Source organism: Mycobacterium sp. HM-7, assembly GCF_053852335.1.
Genome location: NZ_CM132657.1, coordinates 4,575,609 through 4,589,032, shown reverse-complemented (window position 1 = coordinate 4,589,032; position 13,424 = coordinate 4,575,609). Strand labels below are relative to the sequence as shown.

Genomic DNA, 13,424 nt, shown 5'->3' with positions numbered 1-13,424 from the left:
GGCGTCGGGGCTGGCACGCGTCACCACAGTGCCCGCGGTGTACAGGCCTGGTTAAGACCCGGCTAGAACCACACCTTGCGTCCTGCGACCGGCCGCCCCACGGCGCCCAGGATCCACAGGACCGCGCCGATCACGACCAAGATCGCACCGATGGTCTCCAGAATCGGCACCGCCAAGGCGTATCCCAGAACAAGCAAGATAATGCCCAAGATGATCATGTGCTGCGCTCCTCGCTCAGGGCGTTGACGGGTTCGTCAAGGCCGGCGGCTTTCAGGTACCCATGTCGGTGCTCCGTCAAACCAACCGAGCAATCGGACCGCAGCGATGATTGGATGGCGGTGATCCGGGCTATCCTCCCACTCACCCCTCTCGCTCGAGGAGAGCACATGACAGAGTCCGCCGGCTCGGAGGACAACCGTCGCACCGAGGTATGGCCGGGCAAGGCATACCCGCTGGGCGCGACTTATGACGGCGTCGGAACGAACTTCGCCCTCTTCAGTGAGGCCGCAGAGCGGGTGGAGCTCTGCCTGTTCGCCGAGGACGGCACCGAAACGCGGGTAGTGCTGCCAGAAGTCGACGGGTTCATCTGGCACGGATTTCTCCCCGACGTCGTACCCGGACAGCGCTACGGCTATCGGGTCCATGGGCCGTACGATCCGGCCGCGGGGCAGCGCTGCAACCCGAACAAACTACTGATCGATCCCTACGCGAAGGCGATCGACGGCGAATTCCGTTGGGACCAGACGCTCTTCGGGTACAACTTCGGTGACGAGGACAGCCGGAACGACGATGACTCTGCCGCCCGCATGCCCAAGTCGGTGGTGATCAACCCGTACTTCGACTGGGGGACGGACCGGCCGCCGCAGCGCGCGTACGCCGACTCGGTGATCTACGAGACCCACGTGAAGGGGCTGACGCAGCTTCACCCCGATGTTCCCGACCGCGACCGCGGCACGTACGGGGGCGTCGCACATCCCGCGATAATCGACCATTTGAAGAGCTTCGGTGTCACCGCCGTCGAGTTGATGCCGGTGCACCACTTCGCCAACGACTCGGTGCTGATCGACAAAGGCCTGTCGAATTACTGGGGTTACAACACGATCGGGTTTTTCGCACCCGACCCCAAGTACACGTCGGGGGCGACTCCCGGAGGGCAGGTCCAAGAGTTCAAGGCCATGGTCCGCGACCTGCATCAGGCGGACATCGAGGTGATCCTCGATGTGGTCTACAACCACACCGCGGAAGGCAACCATCTGGGCCCGACGCTGTCCTTCCGGGGGATCGACAACGCCGCCTACTACCGACTGGTCGATGGAGAGCAGAAGTTCTACATGGACTACACGGGCACGGGCAACAGTCTCAATGCCGGTCATCCGCACGCGCTGCAGCTCATCATGGACTCGTTGCGCTACTGGGTCACCGAGATGCATGTCGACGGCTTCCGTTTCGATTTGGCATCGACGCTGGCGCGGGAGTTCTACGACGTGGATCGGCTCTCGACGTTCTTCGAAATGGTGCAGCAGGATCCGGTCATCAGCCAGGTGAAGTTGATCGCCGAGCCGTGGGATGTCGGGCCCGGTGGCTATCAGGTCGGGAACTTCCCACCGCAGTGGACGGAATGGAACGGTAAGTACCGCGACGCCGTTCGGGACTTCTGGCGCGGTGAGGAGTCCACGCTCGGCGAGTTCGCCTCGCGGCTCACGGGATCGGCGGACCTCTACGAGCACACCTCGCGCCGGCCGGTCGCCTCGATCAATTTCGTCACCGCCCATGACGGTTTCACGTTGCGGGACCTGGTTTCCTACAACGAGAAACACAACGAGGCCAATGGCGACGACAACGCCGACGGCGAATCGAACAACCGATCTTGGAACTGCGGCGTCGAAGGTCCGACCGACGATCCTGACATCGAGCTCTTGCGTCGGCGCCAGGAGCGCAACTTTCTGGCCACGACGCTGCTGAGCCAGGGCGTGCCCATGATTTCCCACGGCGACGAGCTGGGCCGCACGCAAAGGGGAAACAACAATGGCTACTGCCAAGACAACGAAATCACCTGGATCGATTGGGAATCCGCCGACGCCGAGTTGACCGCGTTCGTCGGTGGCGTCGCCGCCATCCGCACCGCGCACCCGCTTTTTCGGCGTCGTCGCTTCTTCACCGGTCGGCCGGTGCGAGCCCGGGGCTCGCAGGACGTGCCGGATGTCGCCTTCTTCACCCCGAGCGCCTCCGAGATGACCGACGACGATTGGAACACCGCCTTCGGCAAGTCCGTCGCGGTGTACCTCAACGGACAGGGCATACCGGACCTCGACGAGCGTGGGCAGCGGGTCGTCGACGACTCATTTGTGCTGTGTTTCAATGCCCACCACGACGCCATCGAATTCACGCTGCCACCAGGACAATTCGGCTCGAGTTGGCAACTCGTACTCGACACCGCCAGTGGTTTGGCTGACGTCGACGCCGACACGACGCCGCTGGCGGCGGAGGCCACGGTGACGGTCGAGGGCCGTGCCCTCACGGTATTTCGGTCTGTTTCGTGAAGCGAACAAGCGCAGCCTGCGGTGACGCTTCACCGTTTGGTCGCGTCCGCCAGCTAGCGTTGCTGCCGGTATCCACGAAGTGCTGGGAGGTCGGGCGCGGTGACGGGAACCAGTGACTCTGATGTCTCCGCAGCTGCGGGCGACTCTGACGCAGTGCCGGGTGACGGCTTGCGTGACGGCCACCCGGCATCGTTGTCCCGCGAGTTCATCTTGGACACCGCGATCGAGTTCATCGACCAGCATGGGCTGGACAAGCTGACCATGCGCCGGTTGGGCGCGGCATGCGGTGTGGAAGCGATGGCCCTGTACCGGTATGTACACAGTAGGGGCGACCTGCTGACCGGCGTGGTCGAACATGTCGTCGACCGCTTGTACGCCGAGCAGTTGGCGGCCCGTCGGCAAGAAGACGGCTGGCAGGACTATCTGATCCGGCTTGCTCACGGGGTGCGCCAGATCGCGCTGCAGCATCCCGAACTCTTCCCGCTGGTGGCCACGCAGGCACCGGAAGCGCCTTGGGTGCGCCCCCCGCTGCGCAGCATGCGCTGGATGGAGAGTTTCCTCGACACCTTGCTTTCTTACGGGTTCGATGATGCCGCTGCAGTGGCGGCCTATCGGGCCTACACGACGTTCTTGGTGGGGCAGCTCTTGCTGGAGGTGTCGGCCCTCGGCGCCCAGTTGAGTCCCGCGGAGGCGATCCTCGAAGAAGCCGACCGCCCGAGGGCCAAGCTGTCGGACTTTCCGCAGTTGCAGCGGCTGCAACCCTTGCTGTCGGAGGACTACGGGGAGGCCGAGTTCGAGGAAGCGCTCGAAGCGTTGCTGGATCGGATCGAGTCGAACCTGCCGCGACACTGAAGCGGGCGTACGACGGCAGCCCGGGGGACGGCAGGCCTGTTTACAATGTAAACTGATGGTGTTCGGGGATGTGCGCCATGGCAGGAGGCTGTCGGTAGGAGCTGCCGAACCCGCCGTGTTTCACATTCCCGGCGCGGCCCGACGATGGATCGAACGTCATCTACGTATAGGTGGGGAAGGTGTGCACGTGACCGTGCCGCGCGACAGCAGGGCGATCGACATCTTGTTGATCGAGGACGACCCCGGCGATCAGTTGATCACCCGGGAAGCCTTTGCGGACAACAAGATCAAGAATGTTCTGCATGTCGCCCACGATGGTGAGGAAGGCCTGGACTTCCTCTATCGACGCGGTGCCCATGTGGGGGCGCCGCGACCGGACCTGATCCTGCTCGACTTGAATCTGCCGAAATATGACGGCCGGCAGTTGCTCGAGAAGGTCAAGTCGGACATCGAACTGTGCGACATTCCCATCGTCGTGCTCACCACGTCGTCGGCTCAGGAAGACATCTTGCGCAGCTACAAGCTGCATGCGAACGCCTACGTGACGAAGCCGGTCGATCTCGAGCAGTTTTTGCGCGCAGTACGCCAGATCGACGATTTCTTCGTTCAGGTGGTCCGGTTGCCGCGGGCCTGACAGCGGCCGGCTCGGTCTCTAGACCTGCATGGCCAGACACAACTCGGTGCCCGGTAGCGCTGCGGGCGTCGGGAAGCCGAAGCGGTCCATCCACTCCACGTCGCCGGTGTCGCCGGCCAATGGCTCACTGTGCTGCTCGGCAGCGCTCGCGGCCAGCTGTCGCTGCAGGTCCGTCGCGCTCAGCGGGCTGACGTCATTGGGATGCTGCGCCGGGCCGAACGGTGAGGCGGTGGAGTCGGCATGGTGCCGAGCGCGGTAGCGGACGACCGCGCTTCGCAACGTCGGATGCGCGGGTCGTGCCAAGGTCAGCACGTAGAACGCCCCCGCCGCGACGGAATTGATGGCGAGAACCTCTTCGCCCATACCCTCGAGCAGATCGATGAAGTCGGCCGCCTCATGGCCACCGATCGCGTCGCCGGCGATGCCGGTGGTCACCGCTATGCCTAGGGCCGCCCGACCGTCGCGGTCGACGGGAATGAACCGGAAAGCGCGTCCGTCCACCGACGGCAGGCTGTCCCCGGCGGGGCACTGGACGGCGCCCGCCGGCTGCTCGGTGTCGAACAGCCAGCGCAGGCCCACCAGCAATACCGGCAGGTGGACAGCCACGCCGGGTGCTGCGGCCTCGCCGGGCACGGGCTCAACCCTCACCGCCGTCTCGTCCGCACTTCGTGGCGCCGCCATCAGTTCGATTGCCATCCCTGATTCCTTCGAGTCGGGCAACGCGCGAGTGCGTCAGCTGACTTCACAGTTACCCAGTCCATCGGAGCGGCAAACACTCAGATGGTGCGGCGGGCTTTGTGGGTGCCGTTGTCCTTGGTGTATCGAAAGCTCTTTCAACGCTGGGGCTTCCGGGCAAAGCCCACACAGACGAGAGCGGCCCAGTCCAGCATGCCGCTGGACTGGGCCGTGGAACTGCGCTGCAGTCTTGCCCGTCGCCTAGTTCTGCTGCTCGGCTCGCTCGCGCGCCTCAGCGGCCTTGGCGCCCGCGCGTGCGGCGTCGGCCTCGGCTTCCTTCTTCGCGGCGTCGCGCTGCGCATCGGCCTTGTCCTGCTGAGCCTGGCCTTCACGGACCAGGTCGTCACGTCCGGCCACGGTGCCGATGACTTCCTTGGCCTTGCCCTTGACGCCTTCGACGACGCCCCGGATGGCTTCTTCGGGTCCGGTGTTCTTGTCCTCGCTCATGGCTGCCCTTCCGCTCACGGATCGGATGATCGCACGGAGAACCGTTCCCCACGCCTGCCGAGAATTCCCAGCTCGGGCGCACGTCAAACGGCGGGTATTGCGATATGCGCCACACGGATGTGGGTGCCCCACAGGGCATTCCGGTGCTCGGTTCGGAAATGTTTGGGCAGCTGATCCCCGTGGGTACGGAAGGACTGCCGCTGGCCGGCTAGGTCAGACGGGGCAGGCACCACGACTTCGCGCGTGCGCTGCCCACAACGGAAAGAGGCACCATGATTCTGGTCGGGGCTGTACTGCTCGCTCTCGGGCTGATCTTCAATATCTACCCCTTGTGGGTAGCCGGCGTTGTCGTGTTGGTGGTGGGCGCGGTTTTTTGGCTGCTTGGGGCGACAGGACGGCCGATCGCCCGCCGCCGCTACTGGTACTAGCGGGCTGTGCCCGCGTGCGTTCACCTTGGCGGTCGAGAGCCGCCGCGGATCGGCGAGATGGCTTGCGGTACAAGATGAATCGGACGGCCGCGCAAGCCGCGAAGCGTGCTGACGCGGTCAGTCGCCTTCGGGTATTGCCCCCGCCGACAACAGGCGGCGGCGGGCGATGCACGTTTGTTTGAGCAGACATGGACAATGGGTACACAAAGTGCGACGTGGAGTGGCCTGCACAGGGACGCTGGAGGAAATACGTGGTTGAGGCAGTAGGACAGGGGAACATGGCGTCCGGTGACCGGTCCGTGGAACTGATCGTGGCGGCGTCTCCGGAAAGCCTGGCTGTCCTGCGGACCCTCGTGGCAGCGGTGGCCGCCTTCGAGGATTTCGATCTGGACGCCATCGCCGATATCCGGCTGGCGGTCGACGAGGCCTGTACCGGGCTCATCCGGGCTGCGGTGCCGGGGTCGAGCCTGCGGGTCGTCGTCGATCCGGCGAATGATGCTGTGATGATTCGCGCTTCGGCACGCTGCACAGCCGACGACAGTCGCGGCAGTGCGGTCGTGAAGCCGGACAGCTTCAGTTGGCACGTGCTCAACTCGCTGGCCGACGAGGTGTCGACGTTCGCCGACGAGCAGGCTATCGACGGCACCCAGGTGCTGGGTGTTTCGTTGACTTCGAGGCGAGTGAGTCTGCAGCGGTGACGGCGGAGTATGCGGACGTTCTCGAGATGTTCCGTCAGCTCCAGCGGACAACCGAGGGCTCAGCTGACTACATCGAGCAGCGCGATGCGATCATCGAGCGCTGCCTACCGTTGGCCGACCACATCGCGCGGCGCTTCGAGAACAAGGGCGAAGCGCGCGATGACCTGCTGCAGGTGGCGCGCATCGGCCTCATCAACGCGGTGAAACGTTTCGACGTCGAAATGGGTTCGGACTTCGCCTCTTTCGCGGTCCCGACGATCATGGGAGAGCTGCGTCGCCACTTCCGCGACAACAGCTGGTCGGTCAAAGTCCCACGGCGCATGAAAGAGCTGCACCTGCAGATCGGCACGGCCAGCGCCGAGATGTCGCAACGCCTCGGGCGCGCACCCACTGCGTCTGAACTGGCCGCCGAGTTGGACATCGAGCGCGATGAGGTCCTCGACGGCCTGATCGCCGGGAGCTCGTACAAAACGACCTCGATCGATGGGGCCGCAGGGAGCGGCAGCGAGGACCGCCCGTCACTCGCGGAGACGCTCGGCGACGTCGACCCCGGCCTGGAGAAGGTCGAGTACCGCGAGGCGCTCCGGCCGCTGCTGGCGGAACTGCCGGAGCGCGAGCGGACCGTGCTGGTGCTGCGATTCTTCGAATCGATGACGCAGTCTCAGATCGCGGCCAAGGTGGGCATCTCCCAGATGCACGTCTCGCGGTTGCTGGCGAAAACCCTGGCGCAGCTTCGGGAGAAGCTGGAGTAGTCCGCGGGCTGCGCCCCGCGACGTGCTGCGCGTCAATGGCCCGGAGTGGTGTGGACCAACTGGTAACGTCCGCGACGGTAAGCACAAGCGAAACAAGAAGGTCAGCACGAGGTAGGTGGCCCCTTGGCGAAGGATGTGACCACTTGTCCATGCCGGCGGATCCGCGGATGAACCGCTCCACTTCCCCGAAGGCGGGGCCTCCCGGAGACCGGCCGCTGTCGCTGCTGCTGGTAGAGGACGACCGGGGCGATGCCCTGCTGGTCGAGGAGCTGATCGCCGATGCGGCGATCGAGATCGACTTCCACTGGTCGTCCACATTGACCCAGGCGGCGGCCGCGCTAGAGGCTATCCGGCCGGACTGCGTGCTGCTCGACCTGAACCTGCCCGATGCCGGGGGCGTCGACGCTCTCGATCGCTTGGGCGCCCTGGCGCCGAGCCTGCCGATCGTCGTTCTCACGGGTCTGAACGACGAGCATTTCGGCGTTTCTGCCATGGCGTCCGGTGCGCAGGACTACCTCGTGAAGGGCCGGGTGGACCCGGACACGCTGCGCCGTGCGGTGCTGTACGCGATCGAACGCAAGCGTGCCGAGGTCACCGCGGTGGATCTGCATGCCAGTCGACTGCGTGCTCAGGAGAATGCCCGACTGGAGCGGGGTCTGCTGCCGTCGCCCCTGCTCGCGGACAGTCCGGGCGTCGAGATCGTCACTCAGTCGCTGCCGAGCCGGCGTGACGCGCTGATCGGCGGTGACTTCTACGACGTCGTGCAGACGCCCGACCGCACCGTCCACGTCATGATCGGTGACGTGGCCGGCCACGGACCGGACGAGGCCGCATTGGGGGTGGCGCTGCGAATCGGTTGGCGCGCACTGACTTTCGCTGGCCTGCGGGGCAACGAGCGGATGCGTCAGCTCGACCGCATCCTGACCACCGAGCGTCCGAGCCGCGGCACCTTCGCGACCCTGCTGAGTGTGGCACTGACACCCGATACCGGGCAGTTCGACGTGGTGCGGGCAGGTCATCCCGGCTTGCTCATGCACAGGACGGGTACCGTCGACTGGCTCGAACCGACCGCCGGTCCGGCACTCGGCCTCGGAGCCAGGGAATGGCCGGTCAACCGTCTGCAGTTGCGGCCGGGCGACGGTTTGATGCTGTTGACGGACGGCTTGTTCGAGGGAGCCGCAGGGGATGGGGGTGAACGCCTCGGCGAGGAAGGACTGCTGGCGACGGCCCGCTCACTGGCGCGCCTGCCCGGCACCGAGTTCGTCAAGGCGCTGATAAGCGAGGTGGAAGCGCGGGCCGAGCCGTTCGGGGGTCTCACCGACGACATCGCCGTTATACGGGTGGAGCGCTCGGTTCGATGAAGTTGACGGTGCAGGGCTGGCAGAACCTGGTTTTGTCCGCGATGGGTGTGGTGGTGCTCTCCGGTGCCGTCGGCGGTGCGCTTCTGATGAACCGGACCGACACGGTGTCGAGCGAACTGATCGAGCAGTTGCAACCAGCGCGCGTGGCCGCCTACCGCTTGCAGGCCGGATTGCGTGATCAGGAAACCGCGGTTCGTGGTTATACGAGCGCCGCCGACAGCCAATTCCTGGCGCCGTATGAGGACGGACAACGCGCTGAAACTGCTGCGGTGCAGGATATTCGGCGGCTGCTGGGCGGTCACGCTGACCTCATGGCCGACCTCGATGCCATCGAACGAGCTGCCGGTACCTGGCGCGCCACCTATGCCCAGCCGTTGATCGCGAGCGTCGTCGTGGGACATCCTGCCGTCGTCGACAGCCGCACCAATGAGTACGGCAAGAAAGAGTTCGACAATCTCCGCGCGCTCTTCGACGCGCAGAACCGGGACCTGGCGCAGGCGCGCGATGTCGACACCGCTCGGCTGGAGTCGATACGCCAATGGCGCGACCGGGTGCTGGCCACCATGGTCGGCGCCTTTGTCGTCATGGCGGTGGTGCTGGCCATGCTGGTGCGCAGCTCGGTCACCCGCCCGCTGGGCGCACTCGCTGCCGCGTGCCGCCGGATCACGCAGGGTAACTTCGATGAGCGAATAGTTCCCCAGGGGCCCACGGACATTCGTGCGATCGCCGCTGACGTCGAGGAGATGCGGCAGCGCATCGTCGAGGAACTCGACGCCTCCCAGTTCGCCCGCCTGGCTCTCGACGAGCAAGCCGAGGAGTTGCGTCGATCCAACGCCGAACTCGAACAGTTCGCCTACGTCGCCTCGCATGACCTGCAGGAGCCGCTGCGCAAGGTGGCGTCCTTCTGCCAGCTGCTCGAGAAGCGGTACGGCGATCAGCTCGATGACCGCGGGATCGAGTACATCAATTTCGCGGTCGACGGCGCCAAACGTATGCAGGTGCTGATCAACGACCTGCTCACCTTCTCCCGCGTCGGCCGGCTCAACGCCAGGCACACCGAGGTGGACTTGGGCGAGGCTGTGGCGTCGGCCATGCACAACCTCGCGACCTCGATCTCAGAGTCGGGAGCAGAGGTGCTGATGCCACCCGCGGGCCTGCCGCGCGTCGACGGCGACCCCACCTTGTTCACGATGCTGTGGCAGAACCTGATCGGCAACGCGGTGAAGTTCCGGCGCGAGGGTCAATCGCCCCGGATCGTGATCGAATGCACACCGGGAACGGGTGAGGACGCCGACAACTGGGTATTCACGGTGACGGACAACGGTATCGGGATCGCCGAGGAGTTCGTGGACAAGGTGTTCGTCATCTTTCAGCGTTTGCACGGCCGCGACGCCTACAGCGGCACCGGCATCGGCTTGGCGCTGTGCAAGAAGATCGTCGAACATCACGGCGGCACCATCGGGATCGACACGTCGTACACCGATGGCACGCGGTTCGTGTTCACCTTGCCGGCTACCCCGATCACCGAACCGAACGTCATCGCATCAGAGCAGCCGGGAGGAAGTAATCCATGAATGCGTCGTCAGCCGGCCGAGTGGTCGACATCCTGTTGGTCGAGGACGATGCAGGGGACGAGTTGATCACCCGTGAAGCGTTCGCGGACAACAAGATCAAGAACACTCTGCATGTCGCTCGCGACGGTCAAGAAGGTCTGGATTTCCTCTACCGGCGCGGCGTCCATGCGGACGCCCCGACCCCGGACCTCATCCTGCTCGACTTGAATCTGCCGAAGTACGACGGCAGGCAGTTGCTGGAGGCGATCAAGTCCGACGCCGATTTGTGTCACATCCCGGTCGTCGTCCTGACCACGTCGTCGGCCGAGGAGGACATCCTCCGCAGTTACAAACTGCATGCGAACGCCTACGTGACCAAGCCGGTCGACCTCGATCAGTTCATGAAGGCGGTGCGGGAGATCGACGAGTTCTTCGTCCAGGTGGTGCGGCTGCCGCAGTAAGCGAGGGTCACCCGCCGCCGGCGGGCACGGCGTCGATGACATCCCATTGCAGGCGCACCTCGGTACCGGCGTCGGTCGGTTCGATCGAGGCATGATCGGTCAGCGCCCGCATCAATGGAATTCCGCGTCCGCGGGCAGAGTTCGCGAGCTGGGCTGTGGCGGGGCGCCACGTGCCCTCGTCGGTCACCGTCACGGTCAGCCGTCGTGACTCGCGGTCGAAGTCGGCGCGAACGTGCATGACACCGGGCGACGGTGCATCGGCATACGCGGCCTCGACGGCGTTGGCCAATGCCTCGTTGACGGCGAGCACGATGTCGCTGGCTTTGACGCGGTCCAGTGCGAAGTGGCCCGTCAACCAGGTCGAGAACTCCTGACGGACGGATGCGGCATGTTCGGGGATCGCCACCACGTCCTTCTTACTGAAACGTGCCCCGCTGCTCGACTGGTCCGGCTCCGTCATAACGACCTGCTCGACCTACCTTCCGATTGACAACGACCGCGCTAGGCGGTGACAGCCGCGAGGGCCTCGTCTCGCGTGGCGAACAGCTCGATCAGGTCCGCGATGCCGACCAGCTTGAGCGGCCGGCTGGTGGTGGGGCTGTCGGCGACGATGACGAGCCTTACCGCCGGCGACAAGTCCGCGTGCGCCGCCACCAGCACGCCCATCCCGGCCGAGGCCAGGAAGTCCACGCCGCTCAAATCGACGACGACCGCCTGGGCTGTGCCGACAGCCGCCGGGTTCAGCGCGGATTCGAGCTGCGGAGCGGTGAGCATGTCCACCGTTCCGGATACCGTGACCACGCTGACCGCGCCGATCTGGCTCTGTTCGACTGCGCAGCTCGCCGCGGCAGGGTTGCCGCTTCCCTGGACTGGCTGGCCTGTCATTGTCACCTCCGAGGGGCTCACACACGTGAGCCGACAGTTCCAAATACTATCGGCGCTTTTGCTGCCCGCTGCACCAAACCTAGTAGGACACCGCCTGTCCGTCGGTGTGGCAAATAACATGTTTCGCCCGGATCATCGGCGGGTATTGATATTGGCCGATTTTGTGGGCCGGTGCCGTCCCTGAACCACCGCGACCGCGGGCCGGACCGATGCTCAATCCGATTGTGCCGCAAATCGATTGCCCAGGCAGCGTGAGTTGGTCGCCGTTGCGGATTGTATTGCGGGGTGTGCGTGGGCGTCGGGAGCTGAATTCCCCTTGCCATCTGGAAATAACGGTGTTATGAATGTCCATAACACCGTTATGGCGAATGGAGTTGCACCATGCACCACCATGAGTACTTCCCGATGCCCGAGGCGGCGCACCCCAGCGCCGGCGGCGCCGCGACCGACACCCTGGGCCATCACATCCGCGCCGGCGATGCCGAGCGCGACGTCATTGCCCGCCGGCTCAGCCATGCGGTCGCTGATGGCCGGCTGAACCTCACCGAGTACGACACCCGCCTGCAAACGCTCTACCGGGCCGAAACCCGTGGCGAGCTCGCCGAAATCGTCTCGGACCTACCGCGATCCGACGCTCGCGGTGAGCCGAAACAGGAACGGAAGTACACGATTCCGGCATGGGTCGTCATCATGTGGCTGCCGTGGGTCGCGGTGAACATCCTGTGCGTCGCGATCTGGCTCAGCACCGGCGCCGGCTACTTCTGGCCGTTCTGGGTCGCCGTCCCCTGGGGATGCGCGTTGTTGATTCCCAGTGCAATTGGCGTACTGGCCAGTGGTGGGAGCCAGGCCGGAGGAGGTTCGAAGGCGGCCGCGCCGGCCGCCCGGCGGCGGTCCTGCGGCACCGCGTCCGACCGCCTACCTCGTCGTTTGTGACTCGTCACAAACGACGAGTCTGATACTTCTGCCCTCGGTGTAGAGACGGCGGTCACCGGGACGTCGATACTGGTTCGGACAACGAGGCAGCATCGGCGCTGCCGCAGCCACCGAACGGGGCTCGTTGATACAGGAGGGCTACAACGTGGTTGCCGCACCCGAGAATCTGTTCCCGCTGGACCTGGGTCACCCCCGTCGCGTCGAGTTCGAAGGCGGCAGCATCCAGTCCCGCCTCCTCGCGTTGACGCTGAACGCCACGGTCAAGCCGGTATTGACGGTCTGGGCGATGGCGCCCGGTCTGCCCTGGCCGTACCGCGCGGTCGATCACGTCGGTCGCGTGTTGCGGTCGGTCGCGGGCACCACCAGAAGGCCTGTCAGGCTGGGGCGTTGCGCTGCCGAGACGACACGCCCGGCGTCCATGCGCGGAGACCGCTACGTCGTGTACATGCACGGCGGTGCCTTTCTCGTCGGTGGCCGGCACCTGCACCGACAGATGATCTCGCGGATCGCCGCGTCGCTGCAGAGCGAGATCGTTGCGGTGGACTACCGCAAACTGCCCGAGCACACCATCGCCGACGGTATCGAGGACTGCATCGATGCTTATCGGTTCGCACTCGGACGAGGCATCGCGCCTGAGAACATCGCATTCATCGGTGACTCGGCCGGCGCCTACCTGGTCTTCATCACGGCCCTTTTCGCGGCTCAGCGTGGACTGCCGATGCCCGGCGCCATCGTCTCGATGGCGCCGCTGACCGACTTCGATCTGCAGGCCAAGATCGACGCGCCCTCGGGATCAACCGATGTGCTGTTCTCGAAGGCCTTTGCCCGCGCGTTCCATCAGTTCGTCATGCGGCACAGCCCGCCCGAAGAGGATCATCGGTTGCTCGACGCCGACCTGGGTGGGCTTCCGCCGTCGTTGATCCAGGTGAGTTCTACTGAACTGCTCAGCCCTGACGCCGAGCAACTGGCCGTCGAACTGACGAAGGCCGGTGTGCCGCATCAATTACAGGTGTGGCGGGACCAGGTCCACGTGTTCCAGGCCGCGGCTTCGATCGTCCCGGAAGCGGCGCGTGCCCTTCGTGAGGTGACGGAGTTCGTCGAGTCGGCCTTCGCGCGAAGCGCAACGCAGGAGCAGTCTGCCTAGA

At 65.1% G+C, this 13,424-nt stretch carries 16 protein-coding genes; 11 read left to right on the top strand and 5 right to left on the bottom strand.

Features of this window, described 5'->3' with window-relative positions:
* Positions 1–62: 62 nt before the first annotated feature.
* A complete protein-coding gene (locus ACWW1C_RS22100; protein ID WP_020104292.1) occupies positions 63–218 on the bottom strand; it encodes a hypothetical protein in 156 nt (51 codons plus the stop codon).
* Positions 219–386: 168 nt separating this feature from the next.
* On the opposite strand from ACWW1C_RS22100, the gene glgX reads away from it, so the two are divergent.
* The 3 genes from glgX to ACWW1C_RS22085 all read left to right on the top strand — a co-directional run bounded on the left by glgX (position 387) and on the right by ACWW1C_RS22085 (position 4,026).
* A complete protein-coding gene (gene glgX / locus ACWW1C_RS22095) occupies positions 387–2,540 on the top strand; it encodes a glycogen debranching protein GlgX (RefSeq protein WP_455980263.1) in 2,154 nt (717 codons plus the stop codon).
* A gap of 192 nt (positions 2,541–2,732) precedes the next feature.
* On the top strand, positions 2,733–3,392 hold the full coding sequence (locus ACWW1C_RS22090; protein ID WP_455984391.1) for a TetR/AcrR family transcriptional regulator: 660 nt from the start codon (positions 2,733–2,735) through the stop codon (positions 3,390–3,392).
* A 187-nt stretch (positions 3,393–3,579) separates the two neighbouring features.
* Positions 3,580–4,026: a response regulator gene (locus ACWW1C_RS22085; protein ID WP_455980262.1), complete on the top strand. Its 447-nt coding sequence runs from the start codon at positions 3,580–3,582 to the stop codon at positions 4,024–4,026.
* Between the two features lie 18 nt (positions 4,027–4,044).
* Here ACWW1C_RS22085 and ACWW1C_RS22080 read toward each other — a convergent pair whose 3' ends face one another.
* Together ACWW1C_RS22080 and mbp1 are read right to left on the bottom strand one after the other, a co-directional pair.
* A complete protein-coding gene (locus tag ACWW1C_RS22080; RefSeq protein ID WP_455980261.1) occupies positions 4,045–4,722 on the bottom strand; it encodes a hypothetical protein in 678 nt (225 codons plus the stop codon).
* 240 nt (positions 4,723–4,962) lie between these two features.
* Positions 4,963–5,208, bottom strand: coding sequence for a microaggregate-binding protein 1 (gene mbp1 / locus ACWW1C_RS22075; RefSeq protein WP_267318314.1), 246 nt, complete (start codon positions 5,206–5,208; stop codon positions 4,963–4,965).
* 272 nt (positions 5,209–5,480) lie between these two features.
* On the opposite strand from mbp1, the gene ACWW1C_RS22070 reads away from it, so the two are divergent.
* The 6 genes from ACWW1C_RS22070 (at position 5,481) to ACWW1C_RS22045 (ending at position 10,461) form a co-directional block, all read left to right on the top strand.
* A complete protein-coding gene (locus tag ACWW1C_RS22070; RefSeq protein ID WP_455980260.1) occupies positions 5,481–5,636 on the top strand; it encodes a hypothetical protein in 156 nt (51 codons plus the stop codon).
* Positions 5,637–5,914: 278 nt separating this feature from the next.
* A complete protein-coding gene (locus ACWW1C_RS22065) occupies positions 5,915–6,334 on the top strand; it encodes an ATP-binding protein (protein WP_455984390.1) in 420 nt (139 codons plus the stop codon).
* The gene (locus tag ACWW1C_RS22060; RefSeq protein WP_455980259.1) at positions 6,331–7,086 is read left to right on the top strand and encodes a SigB/SigF/SigG family RNA polymerase sigma factor; all 756 of its coding nucleotides are present in this window, start codon (positions 6,331–6,333) and stop codon (positions 7,084–7,086) included. Before ACWW1C_RS22065 ends, ACWW1C_RS22060 begins: the two co-directional genes overlap by 4 nt.
* A gap of 167 nt (positions 7,087–7,253) precedes the next feature.
* On the top strand, positions 7,254–8,447 hold the full coding sequence (locus tag ACWW1C_RS22055; RefSeq protein WP_455980258.1) for a PP2C family protein-serine/threonine phosphatase: 1,194 nt from the start codon (positions 7,254–7,256) through the stop codon (positions 8,445–8,447).
* The gene (locus ACWW1C_RS22050) at positions 8,444–10,021 is read left to right on the top strand and encodes a sensor histidine kinase (protein WP_455980257.1); all 1,578 of its coding nucleotides are present in this window, start codon (positions 8,444–8,446) and stop codon (positions 10,019–10,021) included. The genes ACWW1C_RS22055 and ACWW1C_RS22050 overlap by 4 nt, the downstream gene beginning before the upstream one ends.
* A complete protein-coding gene (locus ACWW1C_RS22045) occupies positions 10,018–10,461 on the top strand; it encodes a response regulator (protein ID WP_455980256.1) in 444 nt (147 codons plus the stop codon). Before ACWW1C_RS22050 ends, ACWW1C_RS22045 begins: the two co-directional genes overlap by 4 nt.
* Before the next feature lie 7 nt (positions 10,462–10,468).
* Here the strand turns inward: ACWW1C_RS22045 and ACWW1C_RS22040 are convergent, their stop codons facing one another.
* Positions 10,469–10,921, bottom strand: coding sequence for an ATP-binding protein (locus ACWW1C_RS22040; RefSeq protein ID WP_455980255.1), 453 nt, complete (start codon positions 10,919–10,921; stop codon positions 10,469–10,471).
* Positions 10,922–10,962: 41 nt separating this feature from the next.
* On the bottom strand, positions 10,963–11,346 hold the full coding sequence (locus ACWW1C_RS22035) for an STAS domain-containing protein (protein ID WP_455980254.1): 384 nt from the start codon (positions 11,344–11,346) through the stop codon (positions 10,963–10,965).
* 381 nt (positions 11,347–11,727) lie between these two features.
* Between ACWW1C_RS22035 and ACWW1C_RS22030 the strand changes: the two genes are divergently transcribed.
* Both ACWW1C_RS22030 and ACWW1C_RS22025 read left to right on the top strand, forming a co-directional pair.
* Positions 11,728–12,279 carry a DUF1707 domain-containing protein gene (locus ACWW1C_RS22030; protein WP_455980253.1) on the top strand — a complete coding sequence of 184 codons (552 nt, stop codon included), beginning with the start codon at positions 11,728–11,730 and terminating at the stop codon, positions 12,277–12,279.
* A gap of 145 nt (positions 12,280–12,424) precedes the next feature.
* Positions 12,425–13,423, top strand: coding sequence for an alpha/beta hydrolase (locus tag ACWW1C_RS22025; RefSeq protein ID WP_455980252.1), 999 nt, complete (start codon positions 12,425–12,427; stop codon positions 13,421–13,423).
* The last annotated feature ends 1 nt before the right edge of the window (position 13,424 follow it).